Annotated in this window: 20 protein-coding genes; 6 read left to right on the forward strand and 14 right to left on the reverse strand. The window is 71.1% G+C overall.

Going from position 1 to position 25,043, the window contains the following annotated elements:
* Positions 1–25: 25 nt before the first annotated feature.
* Positions 26–952, reverse strand: coding sequence for a proline dehydrogenase family protein (locus AB0K36_RS22510; RefSeq protein WP_364597210.1), 927 nt, complete (start codon positions 950–952; stop codon positions 26–28).
* Positions 953–1,123: 171 nt separating this feature from the next.
* Between AB0K36_RS22510 and AB0K36_RS22515 the strand changes: the two genes are divergently transcribed.
* On the forward strand, positions 1,124–2,332 hold the full coding sequence (locus AB0K36_RS22515) for a PucR family transcriptional regulator (RefSeq protein ID WP_364597213.1): 1,209 nt from the start codon (positions 1,124–1,126) through the stop codon (positions 2,330–2,332).
* A 4-nt stretch (positions 2,333–2,336) separates the two neighbouring features.
* On the opposite strand, the gene AB0K36_RS22520 is transcribed toward AB0K36_RS22515, so the two are convergent.
* Positions 2,337–2,924, reverse strand: a complete 588-nt coding sequence (locus AB0K36_RS22520; RefSeq protein ID WP_364597216.1) for a TetR/AcrR family transcriptional regulator — start codon at positions 2,922–2,924, stop codon at positions 2,337–2,339.
* Between the two features lie 97 nt (positions 2,925–3,021).
* On the opposite strand from AB0K36_RS22520, the gene AB0K36_RS22525 reads away from it, so the two are divergent.
* Entirely contained in the window at positions 3,022–4,608 is a 1,587-nt protein-coding gene (locus AB0K36_RS22525) for an MFS transporter (RefSeq protein WP_364597219.1), read from the forward strand.
* 63 nt (positions 4,609–4,671) lie between these two features.
* Here the strand turns inward: AB0K36_RS22525 and AB0K36_RS22530 are convergent, their stop codons facing one another.
* The 8 genes from AB0K36_RS22530 to AB0K36_RS22565 form a co-directional block, all read right to left on the reverse strand.
* On the reverse strand, positions 4,672–5,715 hold the full coding sequence (locus AB0K36_RS22530; protein ID WP_189471385.1) for an SPFH domain-containing protein: 1,044 nt from the start codon (positions 5,713–5,715) through the stop codon (positions 4,672–4,674).
* Positions 5,716–5,718: 3 nt separating this feature from the next.
* Entirely contained in the window at positions 5,719–6,150 is a 432-nt protein-coding gene (locus AB0K36_RS22535) for an NfeD family protein (protein ID WP_189471384.1), read from the reverse strand.
* A 338-nt stretch (positions 6,151–6,488) separates the two neighbouring features.
* On the reverse strand, positions 6,489–8,081 hold the full coding sequence (serA, locus tag AB0K36_RS22540) for a phosphoglycerate dehydrogenase (protein WP_364597223.1): 1,593 nt from the start codon (positions 8,079–8,081) through the stop codon (positions 6,489–6,491).
* A gap of 230 nt (positions 8,082–8,311) precedes the next feature.
* Positions 8,312–9,313: a ketol-acid reductoisomerase gene (gene ilvC / locus AB0K36_RS22545; protein WP_005311532.1), complete on the reverse strand. Its 1,002-nt coding sequence runs from the start codon at positions 9,311–9,313 to the stop codon at positions 8,312–8,314.
* A gap of 92 nt (positions 9,314–9,405) precedes the next feature.
* The gene (gene ilvN / locus AB0K36_RS22550) at positions 9,406–9,930 is read right to left on the reverse strand and encodes an acetolactate synthase small subunit (protein WP_159686740.1); all 525 of its coding nucleotides are present in this window, start codon (positions 9,928–9,930) and stop codon (positions 9,406–9,408) included.
* Positions 9,931–9,968: 38 nt separating this feature from the next.
* Positions 9,969–11,822 carry an acetolactate synthase large subunit gene (locus AB0K36_RS22555; RefSeq protein ID WP_307708444.1) on the reverse strand — a complete coding sequence of 618 codons (1,854 nt, stop codon included), beginning with the start codon at positions 11,820–11,822 and terminating at the stop codon, positions 9,969–9,971.
* A 231-nt stretch (positions 11,823–12,053) separates the two neighbouring features.
* On the reverse strand, positions 12,054–14,861 hold the full coding sequence (locus AB0K36_RS22560; protein ID WP_364597228.1) for a putative bifunctional diguanylate cyclase/phosphodiesterase: 2,808 nt from the start codon (positions 14,859–14,861) through the stop codon (positions 12,054–12,056).
* Between the two features lie 366 nt (positions 14,862–15,227).
* A complete protein-coding gene (locus tag AB0K36_RS22565) occupies positions 15,228–16,178 on the reverse strand; it encodes a 2-hydroxyacid dehydrogenase (protein ID WP_364597231.1) in 951 nt (316 codons plus the stop codon).
* Positions 16,179–16,253: 75 nt separating this feature from the next.
* Between AB0K36_RS22565 and AB0K36_RS22570 the strand changes: the two genes are divergently transcribed.
* From AB0K36_RS22570 to AB0K36_RS22580, 3 genes are all read left to right on the forward strand, one after another.
* Positions 16,254–17,252, forward strand: a complete 999-nt coding sequence (locus AB0K36_RS22570; protein ID WP_364597234.1) for an aldo/keto reductase — start codon at positions 16,254–16,256, stop codon at positions 17,250–17,252.
* Positions 17,253–17,523: 271 nt separating this feature from the next.
* Positions 17,524–18,666 (forward strand): PQQ-dependent sugar dehydrogenase, encoded by a 1,143-nt coding sequence (locus tag AB0K36_RS22575; protein WP_435877912.1) that lies wholly within the window; start codon positions 17,524–17,526, stop codon positions 18,664–18,666.
* Between the two features lie 12 nt (positions 18,667–18,678).
* Entirely contained in the window at positions 18,679–18,915 is a 237-nt protein-coding gene (locus tag AB0K36_RS22580; protein WP_364597240.1) for a DUF6191 domain-containing protein, read from the forward strand.
* A 16-nt stretch (positions 18,916–18,931) separates the two neighbouring features.
* Here AB0K36_RS22580 and AB0K36_RS22585 read toward each other — a convergent pair whose 3' ends face one another.
* A complete protein-coding gene (locus AB0K36_RS22585; RefSeq protein ID WP_364597243.1) occupies positions 18,932–20,182 on the reverse strand; it encodes an MFS transporter in 1,251 nt (416 codons plus the stop codon).
* Positions 20,183–20,242: 60 nt separating this feature from the next.
* Here AB0K36_RS22585 and AB0K36_RS22590 point away from each other — a divergent pair, with 60 nt between their 5' ends.
* Positions 20,243–21,244, forward strand: a complete 1,002-nt coding sequence (locus AB0K36_RS22590) for an ArsR/SmtB family transcription factor (RefSeq protein WP_364597246.1) — start codon at positions 20,243–20,245, stop codon at positions 21,242–21,244.
* Positions 21,245–21,372: 128 nt separating this feature from the next.
* Here AB0K36_RS22590 and AB0K36_RS22595 read toward each other — a convergent pair whose 3' ends face one another.
* The 3 genes from AB0K36_RS22595 to AB0K36_RS22605 all read right to left on the reverse strand — a co-directional run bounded on the left by AB0K36_RS22595 (position 21,373) and on the right by AB0K36_RS22605 (position 25,003).
* Positions 21,373–22,140 (reverse strand): GNAT family N-acetyltransferase, encoded by a 768-nt coding sequence (locus AB0K36_RS22595; protein ID WP_364597249.1) that lies wholly within the window; start codon positions 22,138–22,140, stop codon positions 21,373–21,375.
* A 67-nt stretch (positions 22,141–22,207) separates the two neighbouring features.
* A complete protein-coding gene (locus tag AB0K36_RS22600) occupies positions 22,208–22,765 on the reverse strand; it encodes a GNAT family N-acetyltransferase (protein ID WP_364597252.1) in 558 nt (185 codons plus the stop codon).
* A 27-nt stretch (positions 22,766–22,792) separates the two neighbouring features.
* A complete protein-coding gene (locus AB0K36_RS22605; RefSeq protein ID WP_364597255.1) occupies positions 22,793–25,003 on the reverse strand; it encodes an MMPL family transporter in 2,211 nt (736 codons plus the stop codon).
* Positions 25,004–25,043 lie beyond the last annotated feature (40 nt).

The raw sequence follows: 25,043 nt of genomic DNA on the forward strand, positions 1-25,043 counted from the left end.
TGCTCCTTAGCGAGGGGTGGAGGGCTCAGCCCTTGGTGATCATCGAGCGGAGGAAGAAGAGCAGGTTGGCCGGCTTCTCCGCCAGGCGGCGCATGAAGTAGCCGTACCAGTCGGTGCCGTAGGCGGTGTAGACCCGCATCCGGTGGCCCTCCGCCGCGAGGCGGACGTGCTCGTCGCCGCGGATGCCGTACAGCATCTGGAACTCGTAGTCGTCGAGCTTGCGCCCGGCGCTGCGCGCCAGCTCCTGGGTGATGGCGATCAGACGCGGGTCGTGCGACCCGATCATCGGGTAGCCGTCGCCCTCCATAAGGATCTTCAGGACGCGGACGAACGCCTTGTCGATCTCGGCCTTGTCCTGGTGGGCGACGGAGGCGGGCTCCTTGTACGCGCCCTTCACGATGCGGACGCGGCTGCCGGCCTCGGAGAGGCGGCGGGCGTCGTCCTCGGTGCGGAACAGGTAGGCCTGGATCACACAGCCGGTCTGCGGGAAGTCCTTACGGAGTTCCTCGTGGATGGCAAACATCGAGTCGAGGGTGGTGTGGTCCTCGGCATCCAGCGTAACCGTGGTGCCGATGGCGGCGGCGGCCTCGACGACCGGGCGGACGTTGGCGAGGGCCAGTTCGTGGCCGCCCTCGAGGGACTGACCGAACATCGACAGTTTGACCGACATCTCGGCCTTGGTGCCGAGGCCCAGGCCCGCGAGCTGCTCGATCAGCTCCAGGTAGGCGTCGCGGGCGGCGGCGGCCTGCTCGCGGGTGGTGATGTCCTCACCGACGACGTCGAGCGTGACCTCGAGGCCCTTGGCCACGGCCTCCTTGACGACCGGAACGACCTGCTCGACCGTCTCACCGGCGATGAACCGGGCGACGACCTGCTTGGTCCCCGGGGCGGCCGACACGAAACGGCGCATCTTGTCGCTGCGCGAAGCGGCGAGGATCACGGGACCCAGCACGGGGCACCTCCACGGAACAGGTGTTGAAGTGGCCGAAACCGGAAGCTTGAGGAAACGGCACGAAGAACCACCCTGAACCTAAGGATGGCGCGGACGGCGGGCCATCGACAGCTGTCACGCATCCGTGTCCCGGATCTCAGACATATGTCTGAAGGGTGCGAGAATGGGGGCGTGAAAGGCGACTACCAGGACCTCGTCGACGAGATCTCCGCACTGCTGGCCATGCCGGCGACGCTGGAGAACAGGGACTTCGGTTTGATCGCCTTCGGCGCCCACGACAGCGACAGCGCCTTCGACGAGACCACCCTGGACCCGGTCCGCACCCGCTCGATCCTGACCCGCAGATCGACCCCGGCGGTGCGCGCCTGGTTCGAGGGCTTCGGCATCACCCGCGCCACCGGCCCGGTCCGTATCCCCGCCGCACCGGACGCGGGTGTCTACCGCGACCGGATCTGCCTGCCGGTACGCCACCGCGGCGTCGCCCTCGGGTACGTGTGGCTGCTCGACGCGGAGCCGGGGCCGTCGGCCGCCCAGTTGTCCGCCGCCATGGAGGTCGCCGACCGGATCGGCACACTCCTCGCGGACGAGGAACGGGTCGGCGCGGACCTCTCCCGGGAGCTGCGGGCGGTGCTGGCGGCGGAACGGGGCTGGCAGTACGACATGGCGGTGGCCGAGCTGGGCACCGGGCTGGGCACGGACGCGGAAGGGCTGCACACGCTGGTGTGCGTGACGCCGTGGATCACGGGCGACGCGCCGTCCGTGCGATCACTTCCCGGGGCCTCCGCCTTGTGCACGGTGCCCCTGCCCGTGCGATCCGGCGGCGGACGCCTTGTGGAGACGGAGACCTCCGGCGAGGCACCCGGCGGTCGGGCCGGCGCGGTGGCCGCGCTCGTACGGCTCCGTTCCGCGGACAGCCTCTCCCCCGCGCTCACGGCGGCGTCCCGGCTGGTGGACGCGGCGGGCGGCGGCGAGGCGGCCGCCGGCGTGGCGACGCCGCTGCGCGGACTGGCCGGCCTGGGCCGCGCCTGGCGTGAGGCGGCTTCCGCCGCCCGGGCCGCGCGGGCGCAGACCCGGCTCGGGCCCGTCGCCCGGTGGTCGGACATCGGCCCGTACCGCCTGCTGACCGCCCTGCCCGCAAAGGCCGCGGAGGATCCCGCGGTAGGCGAACTGCTGGCACCCTCGCACCGCGAACTGGCCCGCACGGCGGAGGTGTTCCTCGACTGCGCCGGCCAGGCGGGGCGCACGGCCACGGCGCTGGGGATCCACCGCCAGACGCTCTACTACCGGCTCGGCCGCGTCGAGCAGCTCACCGGTCTGGACCTCGACGACGGCGAGCACCGGCTGCTGCTGCACATGGCCCTCAAGAGCGCCCGGCTGTAAGCGATCACGGCGTCTCGTCGGCCGCCTTCATGACCCGCCGCAGCCCCTCGGCGAGTTCGTCGGCGCGGGTCGCGGTCGCCGGGTCGAACGACCACTGGGCGATGAGCCCCATCATCAGCGTCATGTAGAACTTCCCGAGCGTGTCGACGTCCTCCTCGGCGACGTCGGCCTCCGCACCGCCCATGAACATGGGGATGATGCCCCGCGCGCCTTCACGCTGGGCCCGGGCCAGATGGTCGCGCACGGCGGGCAGTTGATCGCCCATGACGACGATCTCCATGCTCAGGTGCCACAGGGAGTCCGGGCCCGACATGGTGGCGATGATGTTCTTCCAGACCTCCTGGAAGCGGTCCGTCGAACCGGGGCGCGTCCCCGTGGTCGCCTCCTCCGTGGCGTCGAAGTGGTCGGAGACGCCCTCGACCAGGGCGATGTACGCCTCCGCCAGCAGCGCGTCCTTCGAGCCGTAGTGGTAGCCGATCGACGCCAGGTTGGTCCCCGACTCCCTGACGATGTCCCGCGCCGTGGTGCGTACGAAGCCCTTTTCCGTCAGGCAGCGCTTCGCGCCCTCGAGCAGATCCTCGCGATGTCCCATGCCAGGCAGCGTACCGGCATGCCATACGAGCGTCCTAGACGCTCGTTTTATACAAACGTTCTAGACAGACGTTTAATACGCCCGTACATTGCTGCGCATGACCCCACCGAGTACCGCCGCGCCCCTTGCCGGCCGCCGCGAATGGACCGCCTTCGTCGTCCTTCTGCTGCCGCTCCTCCTGGTCTCCATGGACGTGTCCGTCCTCTACTTCGCGATCCCCGCCATCAGCCGGGAACTGGACCCGAGCAGCACCCAGCAACTGTGGATCTTCGACATCTACGCCTTCGCCCTCGCCGGCCTGCTCATCACGATGGGCTCGCTCGGCGACCGCATCGGCCGCCGAAGGCTGCTTCTCGTCGGGGCGGTCGCGTTCGGCGCTGCCTCGATCGGTGCCGCGTACGCGCAGAACGCCGAAATGCTCATCGCCGCGCGGGCGTTGCTCGGCATCGGCGGCGCGACCCTGATGCCCTCGACCATGGCCCTGGTGCGGAACATGTTCCGCGACGACAGGCAGCGCACCAAGGCGATCGGCATCTGGTCCGGGTGCATGGCGGGCGGTATCGCGCTCGGCTCCGTGATGGGCGGCGTCATGCTGGACCACTTCTGGTGGGGCTCGGTCTTCCTCGTCAACGTGCCCGCGATGCTGCTCCTGCTGTTCCTGGTGCCGGTCCTGGTGCCCGAGTTCAAGGACCCGGCCCCCGGCCGCTTCGACCTGCTGAGCGTCCCGCTGTCCATGGGCGCGGTCCTGCCCGTGGTCTACGGACTCAAGGAGATCGCCGCCGACGGCTACGGCACGGTGCCGGCCCTCTGCGTGACGGCCGGCCTCGCGGTCGGGTTCCTCTTCGTACGGCGTCAGCGAACGCGCCACGACGCGATGATCAGCCGTGACCTGTTCCAGGGCGGCCGCGGGTTCGGGGCGGGCGTCCTCCTCAACAGCATCGCCATGTTCGCCATGATGGGCTCCGCCTACTTCACCACGCAGTACCTGCAGTCGGTCCTCGGCCAGGGCGCGATGGAGGCCGCGCTGTGGAGCGTCGTCCCCTCGGTCGCCGTGGGCGCCGCCGCGCCCGCCGCCGGCGCCGCGGCACTACGGTTCGGCCGCGCCCCGGTGGTCAGTGCCGGATTCCTCGTCGGCGCGGCCGGCTACCTGCTCCTGACGGTCACCGGCACCGACTCGATGGCGGTCCTGCTGACCGGTGCCGCCGTCATCGGCTGCGGCATCGTCGCCGTGGCGGCCACCGTCTCCGACATGGCGCTCGCCGCCGCACCGCCGGAGAAGGCCGGCTCGGCGGCCTCGGTCCTGGAGACGGGACAGGAGTTCGGCGGCGCGCTGGGCATGGCCTTCCTCGGCAGCCTGGGCACAGCGGTCTACCGGCGGGAGGTCACCGACGGCGCACCCGCCGGCCTGCCGGACGGAGCGCTGGACACGGCCCGCGAGACGCTGGGCGGCGCGGCGGTGGTCGCCCGCGAGCTGCCGGGCGAGGCGGGTGACTCACTGCTGGCACTCGCCCGTGGCGCGTTCGTGAGCGGCATGCACGCGGCGGCGGTGGGCGGCGCGGTGGTACTCGTCGGGGCGGCGGTGCTGGCGGCGGCGGCCCTGCGTGGGCGCGACAGCGGGACGGCGCCGGACGCCGGGCCGGTGCGGGCGGAGGCTGCGCTCGGGACCCACCGGGGGCCGCACTGAGTCACCTCCCGCGGCTCGCGAGCAGGTCCGAGCCTTGCGATGCCCGGTGGCGCTCGTCCACCGTCAGCCCGCGGTGGGCGGGGCGGGAGGGCGGCGGCCGGTCGCGGACTCGTCGGCCCTGGCCGCGTCGGCGAGCGCCTCCGCGGCGGCTTCCGCCGCCTGCGCCGCGTCGTCGGCGGCCTGGACGGACCTGTCGTCGGAGGAGGTCTCCCGTGTCGCCGGCGACTGCGGCAGCACTTCGCCGAAGGCGCGGGACACCCCCTCCAGTGCGGAGGTGACTTCGCTGGGGATCACCCAGAAGGTGCTGCCCTGCCCCTGGGCCAGCTGAGGCAGCGTCTGGAGGTACTGGTAGGCGAGCAACTTCGGGTCGGGGTCGTTGCGGTGCACGGCCTGGAACACCTCGTCGATGGCCCGGGACTGGCCCTCCGCCTTGAGGATCTCGGCGGTGCGGTTGCCCTCCGCGCGGAGGACGGCGGACTGCTTGTCACCCTCAGCGGTCAGGATCTGCGACTGGCGCTGCCCTTCGGCACCGAGAATCGCGGCACGCTTGTCCCGCTCGGCCCGCATCTGCTTCTGCATCGCGTCCTTGATGGACTGCGGGGGGTCGATGGCCTTGATCTCCACCCGGTTGACCCTTAGTCCCCACTTGCCGGTGGCGTCGTCGAGCACGCCGCGGAGCTGGCTGTTGATGGTGTCGCGGGAGGTCAGCGTCTTCTCCAGGTCCATGGAGCCCACGACGTTGCGCAAAGTGGTGACCGTGAGCTGCTCGACCGCCTGCAGGAAGTTCGCGATCTCGTAGAAGGCCGCCCGGGGATCGGTGACCTGGAAGTACAGGACGCTGTCGATCTCGACGACGAGGTTGTCCTCGGTGATGACCGGCTGCGGCCTGAAGGACACGACCTGTTCCCGCAGGTCGATCACCGGATGGACGCGGTCGATGTAGGGGATGACGAGGTTGAGCCCGGGTTGGAGTGTGCGGTGATAACGGCCGAGCCGTTCGACGTTGCGAGCACGCGCCTGCGGCACGATCCGTACCGCTCGCACCACGGTGAAGACGGCGATGAGCGCGACGATCAGGCCGGCGATGAGAGCGGCCGAGGCTTCCATGGATCACTCCCGGGGGTAGACGAGCGCGGTGGTGCCGCTGATCTCCATGACGTCGACGGTCGTTCCCGGAGGGATCACCAGCGTCTCGTCGTACGCGCGGGCGGTCCATTCCTCGCCACCGATGCGGACCCTGCCTTCCAGGCCCGTCACCTCCGAGACGACATAGGCGGCCTTGCCGACCAGCGCGTCCACACCGAATCGTTCCTTCTGCGGCTGGAGCACGTGGCGCAGCGCCAAGGGGCGCAGGAAGAGCATGCTCGCCGTGGCGACGACGGTGAACACGAGGAACTGCCAGGGCAGCGGAAGACCGATCGCCGCGGCTCCCGCCGTGACCAGCGCGGCCCCGCCCAGCATTCCGAGCGAAGCGGTGAGCGTGAAGATCTCCGCCACGACCAGCAGCGCTGCGACGATCAACCAGATCAGCCATGGATCCATGGCGTGCCCCTCCTGACCTGTGCAGGTGAGCGAAGGGCCGGACCATTGCCCGGCCGTTGCCGAGGGCGCCGCGTACCGCTGGGAAGACCCCGCGGAACGGGCGGGGTCGTACGGGGTGCGCCGCGACCTCACGCGACTATTGCCCACTTTTGACCAATTTTACCGGTTGGCGGGAAACGGCTTGGGGCCATGCACGCGGAGGCACCGGAGCGGAGCGGCCGCCCGGCCACCGGACAGCGAACGGCCCCGGGCGGCGTCGCCCGGCCCCGGACGCGCCCCGGCCCCCGGTCGCGCGCACGAGGCGGGCGGCCGGGGGCCGGGGCGACGGATCGTACGGGTCAGTCCGTGAGGTTCACCGACCGCGCCGACGTCGCGCCGATCTCGTCCGAGATCTCCGCCAGCACCGCCGGCGGCACCGTGTCGTCGACGGTCAGGACGACGAGCGCCTCGCCGCCCTCCTCCGCCCGCGAGACCTGCATGCCGGCGATGTTGAGACCGGCCTCGCCGAGGATCCGGCCCACGGTGCCGACGACGCCCGGGCGGTCCTCGTAGCGCAGGACGGCCATGTGGTCGGCGAGCGCCAGGTCCACGTCGTGCTCGCCGATCGCGACGATCTTCTGGAGGTGCTTGGGGCCGGCCAGCGTGCCGGAGACCGCGACCTCCTCGCCGCCGGAGAGCGTGCCGCGCACGGTGACGACGTTGCGGTGGTCGGGAGACTCGGAACTCGTCGTCAGGCGGACCTCGACACCGCGCTCCTGCGCGAACAGCGGCGCGTTGACGTAGCTGACGGTCTCGTCGACGACGTCCTCGAACACGCCCTTGAGCGCGGACAGTTCGAGCACCTTGACGTCGTGCTGGGTGATCTCGCCGTAGACCTCGACGTCGAGACGGACCGCGACCTCGCCCGCGAGGGCGGTGAAGATCCGGCCGAGCTTCTCGGCGAGCGGCAGACCGGGGCGCACGTCCTCGGCGATCACGCCGCCCTGGACGTTGACCGCGTCCGGTACGAGCTCACCGGCGAGCGCGAGGCGCACCGAGCGGGCGACGGCGATGCCGGCCTTCTCCTGCGCCTCGTCCGTGGAGGCGCCGAGGTGCGGGGTGCACACGACCTGGTCCAGCTCGAAGAGCGGCGAGTCGGTGCAGGGCTCCTTGGCGTACACGTCGAGGCCGGCGCCGGCGACGCGGCCTTCCTTGAGCGCCGTGTACAGCGCCTGCTCGTCGACGATGCCGCCGCGCGCGGCGTTGACGATGCGGACGGCCGGCTTGACCTTGTGCAGCGCCTCGTCGCCGATCAGCCCGAGCGTCTCGGGGGTCTTCGGCAGGTGGACGGTGATGAAGTCGGAGACCTCGAGCAGCTCGTCGAGGGACAGCAGCTTGACGCCCATCTGCGCGGCGCGGGCCGGCTGCACGTAGGGGTCGTACGCGACGATCTTCATGCCGAACGCGGACATGCGCTGGGCCACCAGGACACCGATGCGGCCGAGGCCGACGACGCCGAGGGTCTTCTCGCTCAGCTCGACGCCGGTGTACTTCGAGCGCTTCCACTCGCCGTTCTTCAGCGCGGTGTTGGCCTGCGGGATGTTGCGCGCGGTGGCGACGAGCAGGCCGCAGGCGAGCTCGGCGGCGGTGACGATGTTGGACGTCGGGGCGTTGACGACCATCACGCCGGCCTTGGTGGCGGCGGACACGTCGACGTTGTCCAGACCGACGCCAGCGCGGGCGACGACACGCAGCTTCTTGGCGGCGGCGATGGCCTCGGCGTCGACCTTCGTGGCGGAGCGGACCAGGATCGCGTCGACGTCGGCGATGGCGGGGATGAGCTCCGCGCGGTCGGCGCCGTTGCAGTGCCGGATCTCGAAGTCCGGGCCCAACGCGTCGACGGTGGCGGGCGACAGCTCTTCAGCGATGAGTACGACAGGTTTCGAGCTCACGTGAGTCCTCACAGATGCAGTGCGGACGGCCGTCCCGACGGCCGCAGGCGGTGGAGGGGGCAAGCCGCGTGGAAGACGCACGACACTGTGGGCCTGACGCGATGGTGTTGTTGAGCAGTGTAGTGGTGCCGCACGGTGCGTCTTGCGCCTCGTTGGCAGGATCACTCGTCCGTGGCTGGACGAAGTGGCGGAGGCGAGGGGACCGGGGACCGGCCCCCTCGCCCGGTGGCTCACGCCTCGTCGTTGTCGACCCAGCTCATGAGCTTGCGCAGCTCCTTGCCCGTGGTCTCGAGCAGGTGCTCGGAGTCCTGGGTCTTGTACTCGTCGTACTTCTTCAGACCACCGTGGTACTCGTCCATCCAGTTCTTGGCGAAGGTGCCGTCCTGGATCTCGGCGAGGACCTTCTTCATCTCGGCCTTGGTCTGGTCCGTGATGATCCGCGGGCCGGTGATGTAGTCGCCCCACTCGGCGGTCTCGGAGACCGACCAGCGCATCTTCTCGAGGCCGCCCTCGTACATGAGGTCCACGATCAGCTTCAGCTCGTGGAGGCACTCGAAGTAGGCGATCTCCGGCTGGTAGCCGGCCTCGGTCAGCGTCTCGAAGCCCGCCTTGACCAGGGCGGAGGCTCCACCGCAGAGCACGGCCTGCTCACCGAACAGGTCGGTCTCTGTCTCCTCGGTGAAGGTCGTCTTGATGACGCCGGCGCGGGTGCCGCCGATGGCCTTGGCGTACGAGAGCGCCAGCGCGAAGGCGTTGCCGGTGGCGTCCTGCTCGACGGCGGCGATCGCCGGGACACCGCGGCCCTCTTCGTACTGGCGGCGGACCAGGTGGCCCGGGCCCTTCGGGGCGACCAGGGCGACGTCGACGCCGGCCGGCGCCTTGATGAAGCCGAAGCGGACGTTGAAGCCGTGGGCGAAGAACAGCGCGTCGCCGTCCTTCAGGTTGCCCTTGACGGACTCCTCGTAGACCTGGGCCTGGATCGGGTCCGGGATCAGGATCATGATGACGTCGGCCTCGGCGGCGGCCTCGGCGGGCGTCACGACGCGCAGACCCTGCTCCTCGGCCTTGGCCTTGGACTTGGAGCCCTCGTGCAGACCGACACGGACGTCGACACCCGAGTCACGCAGCGACAGCGCGTGGGCGTGGCCCTGGCTGCCGTAGCCGATGACCGCGACCTTGCGGTTCTGGATGATGGACAGGTCGGCATCGTCGTCGTAGAACAGCTCGGCCACTGGGATATCTCCTTGGAGTGCTGGTGTTGCGTCCCACCGTACGGCGGGAGAGGACGGGGAGGTTTCGGGGTCTCGCCAGGCGAGAAGGGGAGTCAGGCGCTGCGGTCCAGGGCGCGCAGCGACCGGTCCGTGATGGAGCGGGCGCCCCGCCCTATGGCGATCGTGCCGGACTGGACGAGTTCCTTGATGCCGAACTGCTCGAGCATCTTCAGCATCGCTTCCAGCTTGTCACTCGAACCGGTGGCCTCGATGGTGACGGCCTCGGGCGACACGTCGACCGTCTTGGCGCGGAACAGCTGGACGATCTCGACGATCTGGGAGCGGGTCTCGTTGTCGGCGCGGACCTTCACCAGCACGAGCTCGCGCTGGATGGCGCCGCCGGGCTCGAGTTCGACGATCTTCAGGACGTTGACGAGCTTGTTGAGCTGCTTGGTCACCTGCTCGAGCGGCAGGTCCTCGACCTGGACCACGATGGTGATGCGGGAGATGTCGGGGTGCTCGGTGACACCGACGGCGAGCGAGTCGATGTTGAAGCCGCGGCGGGAGAACAGGGCGGCGATCCTCGCCAGGATGCCGGGCGTGTTCTCCACCAGGACGGAGAGCGTGTGCTTGGACATGTGCGTCGTTCCTCTTCCTACAGCTCTTCCTGCGGCTCTCAGTCGTCTTCGTTGTCGCCGAAGTCGGGGCGGACGCCCCGGGCGGCCATGACCTCGTCGTTGGAGGTGCCTGCGGCGACCATGGGCCACACCTGGGCGTCCTCGTGGACGATGAAGTCGATGACGACGGGGCGGTCGTTGATCGCGTTGGCCTCGGCGATGACCTTGTCGAGGTCGTCGGGCGACTCGCAGCGGATCGCGTAACAGCCCATGGCCTCCGACAGCTTGACGAAGTCCGGGACGCGGGTGCCGGCGCTCTTCTCCAGGCCGGTGGCCTCGGGGCCGGAGTGCAGCACCGTGTTGGAGTAGCGCTGGTTGTAGAACAGGGTCTGCCACTGGCGGACCATCCCGAGGGCGCCGTTGTTGATGATCGCGACCTTGATCGGGATGTTGTTCAGCGCGCAGGTGGTGAGCTCCTGGTTGGTCATCTGGAAGCAGCCGTCACCGTCGATCGCCCAGACCGTGCGGTCCGGCGCTCCGGCCTTCGCACCCATCGCCGCGGGAACCGCGTAGCCCATCGTCCCCGCGCCGCCCGAGTTCAGCCAGGTGGCGGGCTGTTCGTAGTCGATGAAGTGGGCGGCCCACATCTGGTGCTGGCCGACGCCGGCGGCGAAGATCGTGCCCTCCGGGGCGAGTTCGCCGATGCGCTGGATGACCTGCTGCGGGGCGAGGCTGCCGTCGCCCGGCTGCTCGTAGCCGAGCGGGTAGGTCTCGCGCCAGCGGTTGAGGTCCTTCCACCAGGCGCTGTAGTCGCCGGTGTTGCCGGTGCTGTGCTCGGCCTGGACGGCCTGGACCAGGTCGGCGATGACCTCGCGGGCGTCACCGACGATCGGGACATCGGCGGCGCGGTTCTTGCCGATCTCCGCCGGGTCGATGTCGGCGTGGACGATCTTGGCGTACGGGGCGAAGCTGTCCAGCTTGCCGGTGACGCGGTCGTCGAAACGGGCTCCGAGGGCGACGATCAGGTCGGCCTTCTGCAGCGCGGTGACGGCGGTGACCGCACCGTGCATGCCCGGCATTCCCACGTGCAGCGGGTGGCTGTCGGGGAACGCGCCCAGCGCCATCAGGGTGGTGGTGACGGGGGCTCCGGTGAGCTCGGCGAGCACCTTCAGCTCGGCCGTGGCGCCGGCCTTGAGGACGCCGCCGCCGACGTACAGGACCGGGCGCTTGGCGCCGGTGATCAGCTTGGCGGCCTCACGGATCTGCTTGGCGTGCGGCTTGGTGACCGGGCGGTAGCCGGGCAGCTCGGTCTGCGGCGGCCAGCTGAAGGTCGTCCTGGCCTGGAGGGCGTCCTTGGCGATGTCGACGAGGACGGGGCCGGGGCGGCCGGTGGACGCGATGTGGAAGGCCTCCGCGATGATGCGCGGGATGTCGTCGGCCTTGGTGACCAGGAAGTTGTGCTTGGTGATCGGCATCGTGATGCCGCAGATGTCCGCCTCCTGGAAGGCGTCCGTGCCGATGGCCTTGCTGGCGACCTGGCCGGTGATCGCGACCAGCGGCACGGAGTCCATGTGCGCGTCGGCGATCGGGGTGACCAGGTTGGTGGCGCCGGGACCGGAGGTGGCCATGCAGACGCCGACCTTGCCGGTGGCCTGCGCGTAGCCGGTGGCGGCGTGGCCCGCGCCCTGCTCGTGGCGGACCAGGACGTGGCGGACCTTCGAGGAGTCCATCATCGGGTCGTACGCCGGGAGGATCGCGCCGCCCGGGATGCCGAACACCGTGTCGGCCCCTACTTCCTCGAGAGAGCGAATGAGGGACTGCGCACCCGTGACGTGTTCGACGGTGGCGGACGGCTGTCCGCCGGTACGGGCCCGCGGCTGCGGATGGTGGGCCCCGGAGGCCTGCTCGGTCATCGGCGTTCTCTTCTCGAAGCTGAGGGTTTTCGCGAGGTTTGATGCGGTTCTGATCTGGCTGCTGTCGGCGCCGGTGCAACAAAAAACCCCTCGTGCCGTGAGGCAAGCGAGGGGAGCGCGTCGGGAGGTGTCTGCAGAGCTGTCGGTGCGGCTCTGCTAGCCGACGCGCTTTCCAAGTACGAGAATTCGGGTGCGCATGGCAATGACCCTCCCCCCGGCGCGCTACCACTGTCAAGTGGGTGGGACGCGCGTCTCATTATTTGAGCCATTCCGGGCAGGCGGGACGCCCGCGGCCAGCAGCGGCAGCCCGAGCCCGTCGGGCACCGGATACTCGCCCCTGGCCAGCGCACGGCGCAGCCTGTACTCGTCCAGCGGCCCGGAGAAGGCCATGCCCTGTCCGTGGGTGCACCCCATCGCGCGCAGCGCCAGCACCTGCTCCGGGACGTCCACGCCGTCCGCCACGGACTGCATGCCGAGGTCGCCCGCGATCCGCAGCAGCCCGCTCGTGATCTTGTGCACTCTGGCGGACTCGACGACGCCCTCGATCAGGCCCCGGTCCAGCTTCAGCACGTCCACGGGGAGCCTGCGCAGCGCGTTGATCGCCGCGTAGCCGCTGCCGAAGCCGTCCAGCGCGATCCGTACGCCCATCCTGCGCAGGGCGGTCAGCCGCTGCTCGAGCTCGTCGAAGGAGATGCGCGGATCACTGTCCGCGAGCTCGATGACCAGTGCGCCCGACGGCAGGCCGTGCCGGGTGAGCAGGGCCTCGATGGAGCCGAGCGGCAGCGCCCTGTCCAGCAGCAGACGCGCCGGCAGTCGCACCGACACCGTTGTCCGGTGGCCCGCTCCGGCGCGTTCCGCCGCCTGGCCGACGGCCTCCTCCAGCAGCCAGCGGCCGAGCTCGGCGCTGCGGTCGCCGTCGTCGGAGACCCGCAGGAACTCGGCAGGGGTGAAGAGGATGCCCTGGGCGGAGCGCCAGCGGGCCTGTGCGGAGACCGCCGCGATCCGGCCGGTGGTGAGGCTCACCACCGGCTGGTGCAGCAGCGCGAACTCGCCCTCGTGCAGGGCGCTGCGCAGCCGCGCGGCCAGTTCGGTGCGCCGGACCACCTCGGCCTGCATCTGGGGCGCGTACAGCTCGACGCGGTCCTTGCCCGCGGCCTTGGCCCGGTACATGGCGAGGTCGGCGTTGCGCATCAGGTCGGTGGGGCTCATCGCGGGTTCGGCGAAGGCGACGCCGATGGAGGCCGCCACGCGTACCTCACCGCCGTCGATGCGGTACGGCTGGGAAAGCATCAGCCGCAGCCGGTCGGCGATCTCCAGCACCTGCGACTCGCGGGCGGACCTGTCCCCTGAGCCGTCGCCGACGATCAGGGCGGCGAACTCGTCGCCGCCGAGCCGGGCGGCCGTGTCCGCGGCCCGTACGGAGTCGGCGAGCCGCCGCGCCGCCTGGATCAGCAGCTCGTCGCCCGCCTGGTGGCCGAGCCGGTCGTTGACGCCCTTGAAGCCGTCGAGGTCGATGAAGAGCACGGCGGTGCCCTCGTCGCCCGCCCTGCGGCCCGTCAGGGCCCCTCTGACCCGCTCGGTGAAGAGCGCGCGGTTGGGCAGGTCGGTGAGCGGGTCGTGCTCCGCGTTGTGCTGTAACTGGGCCTGCAGCCGCACCCGTTCCGTGACGTCCCGGCTGTTGAAGATCAGGCCGCCCTGGTGACGGCTGACCGTCGACTCCACGTTGAGCCAGTCGCCGGAGCCGGACCGGAACCGGCACTCCATGCGTGTGGTCGGCTCCGTCGACGGCTCGGCGGCCAGGAAGCGGCGCAGCTCGTGGACGACGCGGCCGAGGTCCTCCGGATGGATGAGCGAGGCGAGCTCGGTGCCGACCAGTTCCTCCGCGTCACGCCCGTAGACGCCGGCGGCCGCGGGCGAGACGTAGCGCAGGACCCCCGACGGCGCGGCGATCATGATGACGTCGCTCGAGCCCTGCACCAGCGAGCGGAAGTGGTTCTCCTTCTGCGCCAGTTCGTGGGTGAGGGCGATGTTGTCGAGGAGCATGATGCCCTGCCGTACGACGAGGGCGAGGACGACGGTGCAGCCGGTGAACACGACGACCCGGTCGACCCGGCGCCCCTCGATGACGTTGTGGAGGATGCCGAGGGTGCACACGGCCGCGGCCAGGTACGGGGTCAGCGCGGACAGTGAGCTCGTTATGGGACGCACCGGATTCCTTGTGCCCCGTGGCGGACCGGCCGGCTCACCGGTGCGCGCTCCCCAGGGGGCGTAGGCGAGCAGCAGCGAGCCCGCGAACCAGCCGGCGTCGAGCAGTTGGCCGGAGCTGTAGCTCTCCCGCAGCAGCGGGGACGTGAACAGGGCGTCGCACAGCACCGTGAGCGCGAGGCCGGCGATCGCGGTGTTGACCGCGGACCGGTTGGCGGGAGAGCGGCGGAAGTGCAGCGCGAGCACCATGCTGACCAGCACGATGTCCAGCAGCGGATAGGCCAGCGCGAGAGCGGCCGGGGCCACGCTCTCGCCCTGCGCGTGCGCGGTGTGCGCGAGCGCGAGGCTCCACGAGAGCGTGAGCAGCGAGCCGCCGATCAGCCAGGCGTCGAGCGCGAGGCAGACCCAGCCGGCCTTGGAGACCGGCCGCTTGGCCAGGACCAGCAGTCCGACGATGGCGGGCGGCGCGAAGCAGAGGAAGAACAGATCGGCCACGGACGTGCTCGGCACGGCGCGGCCGAGCACCACCTCGTACCAGCCCCAGACGGCGTTCCCCGCCGCCGCCATGGCGGAGGAGAACGCGAACAGCAGCCACGCGGGACGGAAGCGGCACTTCTGCGTACGGGCGTAGAGCAGGCACGAGACCGCGGCGATCAGGGCGGCCAGGCTGAGGCCGAAGTCGCCCATGATCAGAGCCAGTCGGCCCGAGCCCCAGCCGAAGGCGGCCCCCACTCCGTACCCGCCGCAGAGGAAGGCCAGGACGAGCTGGTGCTTCAGCCTCGAGCCGCCGCGCGGCAGCGCGTCCCGGAACACCAGCGCCCCCGGCGCGCTCATCGCGCGGTCCGGGGTCGCGCCGCCGTCCCCGGGGGCGCGGGCGGTACGGAGGCCTGGGGCGCGGCCGTAGGATTCGTCGCTCCGCGCAGCGCGGTGCGCGGGAGTCGCCAGCGGCTGCCCTGCCGCGTCGGATCGTCGGTCCATCGGCCATGCATCGCCCGTCGCCCCCCTCACGTCTGATCGGCAATCAGTTCGCGCCACAGCACCACCCCTCGCACGGTGCAGCCCCCAGGTCGGGACGATACACCAATATCGTCACTCAGGGACATAGCCCCTCTACTCTCCGTGACGATCTCTGGCGATTAAGGCACGCGGCGCATTCGAGTGACTTCGAAGCGTGTCGGAACGGGACCGGCCCGAAGGTCGTTATCCGGTCGTCACGACGACATTCCGCAAGTCATCGCCCGACGCGAAGCGGCTGACCTGATCGGCCAGCAGCCGCTTGGCACGCGGCATGAACGCCGAGGTGGAGCCGCCGACATGGGGGCTGATGAGTACGCCGCGGGCGTGCCAGAGCGGATGCCCGGCGGGCAGCGGCTCGGGATCCGTGACATCGAGAGCGGCGGTGATCCGACCCGTCTCCACCTCCGCGAGCAGCGCCTTTGTGTCGACGACCGGACCGCGGGCGATGTTGACGAGCAGCGCGCCGTCCTTCATCCGGCTCAGGAAGTCGGCCCCCACCAGGCCCTTCGTCCGGTCGGTGAGCGGGGTGGACAGGATCACGACATCGGCGTCCGGCAACAGGACGGGAAGGTCGGTGAGTGCGCGCACTTCGCCGCGCTCCGTTGTACGGGCGGAGCGCGCGACGCGCGCCACCCGCGCACACTCGAACGGCGCGAGCCGGTCCTCGACGGCGGCGCCGATGGACCCGTACCCCACGATGAGCACCGACTTGTCGGCCAGGGACGGGTAGAAGCCGGCCCGCCACTGCTCCGAGTCCTGCCCGCGGACGAACCCGGGGATGCCGCGCAGCGAGGCGAGGACGAGTGCGAGGGCGAGCTCGGCCGTGGACGCCTCGTGGACACCCTTGGCGTTGCACAGCCGCACACCGGCGGGCAGCAGGTCGAGTCCCGGCTCCACGTGGTCGATGCCCGCGGACAGCGTCTGCACGACACGTACGGACTTCATGGCGGCCAGCGGCCGTATGGCCACCTCCATGCCCTTCATGTACGGGACGGCGTAGAAGGCGCAGTCGGCGGGGTCGGCCGGGTAGTCGGGTCCGCCGTCCCAGAACCGGTACGTCAGGCCGGTCGCGGACGGGGCGGGGAGGCCGTCGATCTCGTCGGCCGGGACGGGGAGCCACACATCAGCAGTCATGGTCAGGAGGCTATGCGAAGGCCCCGGGCGCCCATTGGTTAGTTTGGGGAGCGGCCGAGGGAGAGGTACGGGGAGTTGGAGCGCAGGGCGATCGGTGCGGCGGGCCTCGAAGTGGGCGCCGTGGGGCTCGGCTGCATGCCGATGAGCTGGGCCTACAGCAGCTCCCAGCAGCGCGGGGACCGGTCGCTCCGTACCGTCCACAGCGCGCTCGACGCCGGTTCGAGCCTGCTGGACACGGCCGACATGTACGGCCCGTTCACCAACGAGCTGCTGCTGGGCCGGGTCCTCAAGGAGCGGCGCGCGGACGCCTTCGTGTCGACGAAGGCGGGCCTGCTCGTCGGCGACCAGCACATCGTCGCCAACGGGCGGCCCGGCTATGTGAAGCGTGCCTGCGACGCCTCGCTGCGGCGGCTCCAGACCGATGTGATCGACCTGTACCAGCTCCACCGCGCCGACCCCGAGGTGCCCGTGGAGGAGACCTGGGGCGCGATGGCGGAGCTGGTGGGCGCCGGCAAGGTGCGGGCGCTCGGGATGTGCGCCGTCGGTGCGCGGGCGTCACGCCGCTCCGGGGGCGACGTGTACGAGGGAACGATTCGCCAACTGGAGCGGATGCAGCAGGTGTTCCCGGTGAGCACGGTGCAGGCGGAGCTGTCGGTGTGGTCGCCCCGGGCCCTGGAACGGCTGCTCCCGTGGTGCGAGGCGCGGGGGGTGGGCTTCCTCGCGGCCACACCGCTGGGGAACGGTTTCCTGACGGGCACGCTCACCCCGGGGCAGGGCTTCGAGCCGGACGACGTACGGGCGCGCCACCCCCGGTTCACGGCGGAGATGATGGCGGCCAACCAGTCGGTCGTGGCGGGACTGCGCCGGGTCGCCGCACGGCACGGGGGCTCCGTCACACCGGCGCAGGTGGCCCTGGCCTGGGTGCTGGCCCAGGGACGTCACGTGGTGCCGGTGCCCGGAACGAAGCGGCCGGAGTGGGCGGTGGAGAACGCGGGCGCGTGGAAGCTGAAGCTCACGGCGTACGACCTGGCGGAGATCGAGGCGCTGCCGCCGGCACGGGGTTCGTGGGACTGAGCGCAGCGGCTGCTTCCCTGCGGAACGGGACGCCCGCTGCCGCTGCGTCTCGGCGGACCCGGCACGCTGACCGCTCCAGACGCGTCTCGGCGAAACTGGCACGCGGACCACTCCAGAGGCGTCCCGGCGGTCCCGGCACGCTGACGCCTGCCCGGCTTCTCCGCAAGATCGGGAACCTGAACGGCGGCGGCGGTGTAAGAAGAACAGGAAGGCAGCTCCAGCCGCCGTCGAAGGGATCAGAACCGTGCACCGTCCTGCAGTGACGGCCGTAATGGCCGCCGTCGCACTCCTCTTTGCGGCCGGATGCTCGTCAGGCGACGGGACGAGTCCGTCCGCCGGTACGCCCGGCGCCTCCAAGGAAGCCGCCTCGCCCTCGACCACGGCGCCGAGCCCCGCGCCCAGCTCCGCGGGCCCGCCGGCGAAGGGCTCCGTCAAGGTCGTGTCCACCCTGGCGGAGGACCTCAAGTCCCCCTGGGGCGCGGCCGTCCTGCCTGGCGGCGACCTGCTGATCACCTCGCGGGACGAGGGGACGATCACCCGGGTCGACGCGGAGAGCGGGGAGAAGACCGAGATCGGTTCCGTGCCGGGCGTCGCACCGGGCGGCGAGGGCGGTCTGCTGGGTCTCGCGATCTCCCCCTCGTTCGCCTCCGACCGCCAGGTCTACGTGTACTTCACCACCGCCTCCGACAACCGCATCGCCCGCCTGCTCTACGACGAGCAGAAGCCGGCCGGCCAGCAGTTGGGCGCGCCGGACACGGTGCTCCGCGGCATCCCCAAGGGGATCGTCCACAACGGCGGGCGGATCGCCTTCGGCCCCGACAAGATGCTGTACGCGGGCACGGGCGAGACGGGCGAGACCGGTCTCGCCCAGGACAAGGAGTCGCTGGGCGGCAAGATCCTCCGCATGACGCCGGACGGCAACCCGGTCCACGGCAACCCGGAGGCCGATTCCGTCGTCTACTCGTACGGCCACCGCAATGTGCAGGGCCTCGCCTGGGACTCCGAGAAGCGACTGTGGGCGGCGGAGTTCGGGCAGAACACCTGGGACGAGCTCAATCTGATCGAGCCGGGGAAGAACTACGGCTGGCCGGAGGTCGAGGGCGAGGGCGGCCGGTCCGGCTTCGTCGACCCCGTCGCGCAGTGGAAGACGACGGACGCCTCACCGAGCGGCATCGCGTACGCGCGGGGCTCGATCTGGATGGCGGGGCTGCTCGGCGAGCGTCTGTGGCGCATCCCGCTGTCCGGGACCGCGCCCGCCGCGGACCCGCAGCCCTTCCTCGAGGAGGAGTACGGCCGTCTGCGCACCGTCGTGCCGGCGGGCGGGGACAAGCTCTGGCTCCTCACCAGCGAGACCGACACCCGCGGCACGCCGGAGTCGGGCGACGACAAGATCCTCCAGCTGGAGGTCCGATAGGGGAGGCCGACCGTGTTCAACGCCTTCGAGGAGATCTTCGCACCTGGCCGTAAGCACACCGACGACGAGCGCAACCGCTTGGCGCTGACGAGAGTGGACGTCGGCGACGGCGACCCCGGTCGTGGCCCGATAGACCTCGACTCGGGCAAGGTGACGGTCCGGGCCCAGGACGCGGCGCATCCGGACGCGCCGGCGGCGGACGCTCCGGCGCGGGATGCGACGAATCTTCAAAAGCCGACGGCGCCGTGAAGCACGTGCCGGGGCGTCAGGCCGTTTCCGTCGGGCTGAGGTCCTTGCCCGTGCCGGTGTGCTCGCGACCGGTGTCGGTTGCGGCCGCCCCGCGGCCGACCACTGGTGCGAGGTTCCGAAGACCGGGCGTCAGGGCGAGGGTGACCGCGGCGGAGGCGGCGGCCATCACCGTCATGGCGGTTGCGGGCGAAGTGAGCTGTGCGATGCCGCCCGCGATCGCCGCGGCGACGCCCTGCGTGGTGAGCATCCCCGAGGAGTGCAGTCCCAAGGCGTGCCCCGTCAGCTCGCTCGGCGTCAGGGACAGCAGGCGTTCCTGGAGCAGCAGGCTGGCGGAGAAGCCGACCGCCCCCACGGTCACGGCGGTGAGCGCCACGGGCAGCGCCGGGTGCAGGAAGAAGATCAGGTACGGGGCGGCGAGCAACAGCAGCAGGGGCGGCGCACCGAATCTGTCGCGCAGGCGCGCGGGCAGGAAGCGGCCGGTCAGGGTGTCCCCCGCCAGCATGCCCACCGCGGTGCAGGCGAACAGGAGCCCCGCGTGACGTGGAGCGTAGGAGACGAAGAGGGACTCGCAGCCGACGACGAGTCCGTTGGGCACCCACAGGGCGAGGTAGACGCGGCGCCGCGGTTTCGACGCCCACAGGCGCACGGTGGTCCCCCAGCTCTCGCGCGCGGACGGACGGCCTTTCGCGCGTGACGGCCGCCTCGTGAGACCGATGCGGGCGACGGCCGCGGAGACGACGTACAGGGCGGCTCCGGTGAGCAGGGCCTCCCGCGGCGTCAGGACGTTGACGAGTACGCCGCCGACGGCGTAGCCGCAGATCTGGAGGCTTCCCGCGCACATGTTGTGCACGGAACGGCCGACCAGGTAGCCCTCTGCGGGGAGGATCTCGGTGAGCAGTCCGTAGCGCACCCCGCCGCCGACCGAGCCGATCGTGCCCTGCACCGACAGGATCACGAAGATGCCCCACACCGGCAGGCCGGGCAGGGCCAGGGCGGTGGTGGTCACGGCGAAGAAGAGCGCCAGGCCGACGGTCGCGGCGCGCGGTGGCAGGCGGTCCGCCGCCGACAGCAGGACACTCGCGCCGATCATCTGGGCCAGCTTCGGGCCGAACATGCTGAGGGCCGCGAGGAGCGGCGAGCCGGTCGCGTCGTGGACGAGCGTCCCCAGTGCGAGCCCGCTCACCGTCAGGGCCGCCACATGTGCGGCGGTGACCGCGAGCAGTGGGGCGAACTCCGGTGCTTTGAAGACCTCTTGATAGGTGCGCATGGACGGAGTGTCCGCAGGCGCCCGGGCCCGGAGTTAATGTTTCGCGGGGAGGCGAAACCATTGGGCTGGTGGGAGGTCAACGCGGATACGCTCGCGGGCAGCCGGTTCGTCGTGTCCCCCCTCTGCGAGACGACGGCGAGCCTGTCGGTCCTGAAGAAGGACACGCCCGCGCATCCGGCCGAGCGCCGGTGGCTGGAACGTCACCGGCCCGCCTTCCAGGAGCGGCTGGCCGCCGATCCGGTCACCGCCCTGCTGGTGCCCGTCGCACTCGGCAGGCACCGATGGATAGCCGACTTCCTGACGCCGGTGCCGTCGCTCGAGCGCGCGGCGCAGGGCGGCGCGGAGTTCTACGACGAGCTGGCCCGCATCCGTGAGACGCCGGCCGACGCCGCCCGCGCCGACCTCGAGGTCGCGCATCGCGGACCGCTGCCCGACCTGTTGCTGCGCCCCGATCTGCCGGAGCGCATCGCCGGCCTGCTGGAGTGGGTCTGGCGGGAGACCGTGGCGCCGGACTGGCCACGGCGGCGGCGCGTCATCGAGGCCGATGTGATCGCGCGTACGGACCGGTTGAGCCGGGCGGGCTGGGCGGCCGCACTGGACGACATGCATCCGGAGATGCGGTGGCTGGGCGGCAACCGGCTGCAGATCAACACCCGTGCCTTCCCGCCCCGGCAACTGATGGGATCGCAGCTGCTGTTCGTGCCGGTCACGCCGCGCACGGGATGGATCTCCACGGACCGGCCGGACGTCGACGGCACGGTGCACCGGAACGCCGTGGTGTACCCGTGCTCGGGCACACTGGCGGAGCCGGAGCGGGCCGCCGCCCCGGAGGCGCTGGCCAGACTGCTCGGCGCCGGGCGGGCGGGCGTGCTGGTGCTGCTGGACAGCCCGATGAGCACGACGCACCTCGTGGCGCTGACGGGCCAGGGTCTCGGCTCGGTGGGCCGCCACCTCAAGGTGCTCCTGGACGCGGGGCTGGTGGGCCGTCGGCGTGCGGGGCGGTCCGTGCTCTACTACCGCTCGACGGCCGGCGACGTACTGGTGCGGGCCCAGGGCTCGTAGCGACCGAGGGCGTGAGGGCCCCGGTGATCACGGCGCGCGGATCGCAGCCCGTGGATCACGCGGCGCGTGCCCTCGAGGACGCGGGTCGGAGCGCGTGGCTCACTGTCCCGGGGTCACAGCGGCGTGCCTCACGGCTCGTAGACGTACGGCGTCGTGGTGCACAGCGCCGTGAAGCCGAGGCGTTCGAGGATGGGGCGGCTGTCGTCCGACGCGTCGACCTGCAGAAAGCGGACGCCCTTGGCCACGGCGAGACGGGCCCGATGGGCGACCAAGGCCCGGTAGATGCCGCGGCCGCGCCACGCGGCGAGCGTGCCGCCGCCCCAGAGACCGGCGAACTCCGTCCCCGGGTAGCGCTCCATGCGGGCCGAGCACACGGGGAGGTCGCCCGCCATCGCGACGGTGATGTCGATCGTGTCGGGAGCCTTGGCCAGCTGGACGAGGAGCTGCTCGCGCAGCCGGTCGCTACTGGTGCCGAAGGCCTGCTCGTGCACCTGTGCCACGAGGTCGACGCCCGCCGGGCCGGTCACCGGCTCCAGTCGTACCCCGTCGGGCAGTCCGGCGCCGGCGGTCAGACGGGCGGCCTCCCCGACCATCACCGTCTCCTCGGGCTCAGGGGTGAATCCGGCCGCGAGCAGCCGCGCGCCGAGGTCGTGCGGCCTGTCGTAGCTGTACAGCTTCCATTCGAAGGGGCGGGCGAGCCCGGAGAAGTACCGGACCTGCCCCTCGATCACCGCATCGGCGGTCTCCGGACGCAGGGCGGACCACAGGACACCGCTCCAGTCACCGTCGGCGCCGGTCTGGCGCACCACGTCGCCGGCCTGCTCGCCCCCCGGCGCGTCCCGGCGCAATTGCTGGTCGAACAGGGCGAGTACGGCTTGCTGATCACGTGGGTCCATCCGGGCATTGGAGCACCGCCCGCCCAGGAGCACCATCGGATTTCTGCCTTGTGCCGCGAGCAGCCCGCTACGCGGCCCGCCGCTTGCGCCACTCCGGGGCCAGCACCGACCAGATCTGCTCGTCGTGCCGCTCGCCGCGGTACAGGTAGAGCTCCCGCTGGGTGCCCTCGTGGGTCATGCCCAGGCGTTTGGCGACGTTGATGCTGGCCTGGTTGGCGGAGGCGACGATCCATTCGACGCGGTGGATTCCCCGTACCTCCACCGCCCAGTCGACGATGACGGTCACGGCGCGTGTGACCAGGCCCCGGCCGGCCGCGGTGGGTTCGAGCCAGCAGCCCGCCTCGCAGGTCCCCTGGGCCACGTCCATGGTCCGGAACATGACGCCGCCGACGAGGGTGCCCTCCAGCCAGATCCCGAAGATGCGTCCTGTGTCCGCGGCGGCCTTGTCGGCGTACGCCTGGAGGAAGGCCCGGGCGGCGGGGACGTCCTTGACGATGTCCGGCAGGCCGACGTGGCGGCCGATGTACTCGCGGCCGCGGTCGATGTGGGCGAAGAACTTCTCCGCCTGCCAGGGTTCCAGGGGACGCAGTTCCGCTCCGTCGTCGCCGAGGTTTATGGCAAACACAGTGCTCCTCCGATGGACCGCGGGCCGTTACCGCACGAGCTCGCCGTCCTCGCGCGCGCGTGCATCGGGGATCCTCGCATGCGCGGCCTCGCGGCACTCGGGCTTTTCGATGCTGATCCGGGGCAGCAGGCGGCCCATCCACCCGGGCAGCCACCAGTTCGCGCCGCCGAGCATGTGCATCAGGGCGGGCACCAGCAGGGTCCGCAGTACGAAGGCGTCAAGCGCCACGGCCGCGGCGAGGCCGATGCCGAACATGGCGATGACCCGGTCACCGCTGAGCACGAAGGCGAGGAAGACGGAGATCATGATGACGGCGGCGGAGTTGATCACGCGGCTGGTCTCGGCGAGTCCGACCCGTACGGCGCGCCGGTTGTCGCCGGTCTCCAGCCACTCCTCGTACATCCGGCTGACCAGGAACACCTGGTAGTCCATGGAGAGGCCGAAGAGCACAGAGACCATGATCACCGGCAGGAAGGGCTCGATGGGGCCTGCGCTGCCGAGGCCGAGCAGCTCGCTGCCCCAGCCCCACTGGAAGACGGCCACGACGATGCCGAACGCGGACGCGACGGCGAGGACGTTCATCGCCGCCGCCTTCAGCGGGATGCCGAGGGAGCGGAAGGCGAGCAGCAGCAGGAGGCAGCCGAGCGCGATGACGACGCCGACGAAGAGGGGCAGCTTGCCGACGATGATCTCGGCGAAGTCGTCGTAGCCGGCGGTGACACCGCCGACGTGCACCTGGAGCGAGGTGCCGTTCTCCGCGACCGGCAGGACCTCGGAGCGCAGGCGGTCGACGAGTTCGCTCGTCGTCCTCGACTGCGGCGCGGACTCAGGGATGACGGTGAGCACCGCCGTGTCCCCGCTGCTGTTGTAGGCGACGGGCCCGGCGGACGCGACGCCGTCGGTCGCTTGGAGGTCCTCCCGGAGCCGGTCCAGCGCCACGTGGTCGTCGGGGCCTTCCAGCTCGGCGACGAGTGTGAGGGGCCCGTTGACGCCCGGGCCGAAGCCGTCGGCGAGCATGTCGTACGACTGCCGGGTGGTGGCGGAGGCGGGGCCGTTGCCCTGGTCGGACGTGCCGAGGTGGAGCGAGAACGTCGGCAGGGCGAGCACCAGCATGACGACCGCGGCGAGGGCGCCCAGCAGCTTGGGCCGGCGCTCGACGAAGGCGGACCAGCGGGCGGCGAAGCCGGTCGGCAGTTCGGGCTGCGGTCCCTGTTCGGTCAGCCGGCGGCGCTCGCGCCGGCTCAGCGCCCGCATGCCGATCATCGAGAGCAGGGCGGGCAGCAGCGTCACGGACGCGGCGACGGTGAGGACGACGGTGAGGGACGCGGCGATCGCGACGCCGTTGAGGAAGCCGAGTCGCAGCATCAGCATCCCGAGGAGCGCGATGCAGACGGTGGCGCCGGCGAAGACGACGGCGCGGCCCGTGGTGGCCACGGCGTCGCGTACCGCCTCGTCCACCGGAAGGCCGCGCTTGAGCCCCTTGCGGTGTCTGGTGACGATGAAGAGCGCGTAGTCGATGCCGACGCCGAGACCGATCAAAAGGCCCAGCATGGGCGCGAAGTCGGCGACGGTCATGACATGGCCGAGGAGAACGATGCCCGCGTAGGCGGTTCCGACGGACACGAGCGCCGTGGCGATGGGCAGCACGCTGGCGGCGAGGGAGCCGAAGACCAGGAAGAGGACGACAGCCGCGACCGCCACGCCGACCATTTCGGCGAGATGTCCGTCGGGGGCCTCGGTCAGGGCGATGGCGCTGCCGCCGAGTTCGACGTCCACCCCGTCGCTCGCGGCCGCCTTGGCGGTGTCGACGACGGCCCTGGCCTGTGCCTCGGAGATGTCCTCGACCTGGTGGTCGAAGGCGACCACGGCGAAGGCCGTGCGGGAGTCGGGACTGATCTGCGTGGCGCCGTCGCTGCCGTACGGGCTCACGACGGCGGCGATGCCGTCGAGCCGGGCGACGTCCTCGAGCATGTCGGACATGCGCTTCTCGACGTCGGGGGCCCGGACGCTGCCGCTTTCCGTGCGCCAGACGATGGTGTCGCTGTCGCCGGCCCGGCCGTGGAAGCCGTCCTCGAGCAGAGTGGTGGCACGGCCGGATTCGGTGCCCGGGACCTCGTAGTCGTTGGAGTAGGCGGCTCCGGCGACGCCCGCGGCGGCCGCGACGCCGCCGAGGGTGACGAGCCAGAGCAGGACGACGACGAGGCGGTGCGTGACGCACCACCGGGCAATTGCTGCCAACGGACCGGCTCCCCTGGTGGTTCGTGGATCTTTGGTCGGG

Origin of the sequence: Streptomyces kurssanovii, assembly GCF_040677245.1 — a bacterium.
GTDB classification, from domain to species: domain Bacteria; phylum Actinomycetota; class Actinomycetes; order Streptomycetales; family Streptomycetaceae; genus Streptomyces; species Streptomyces kurssanovii.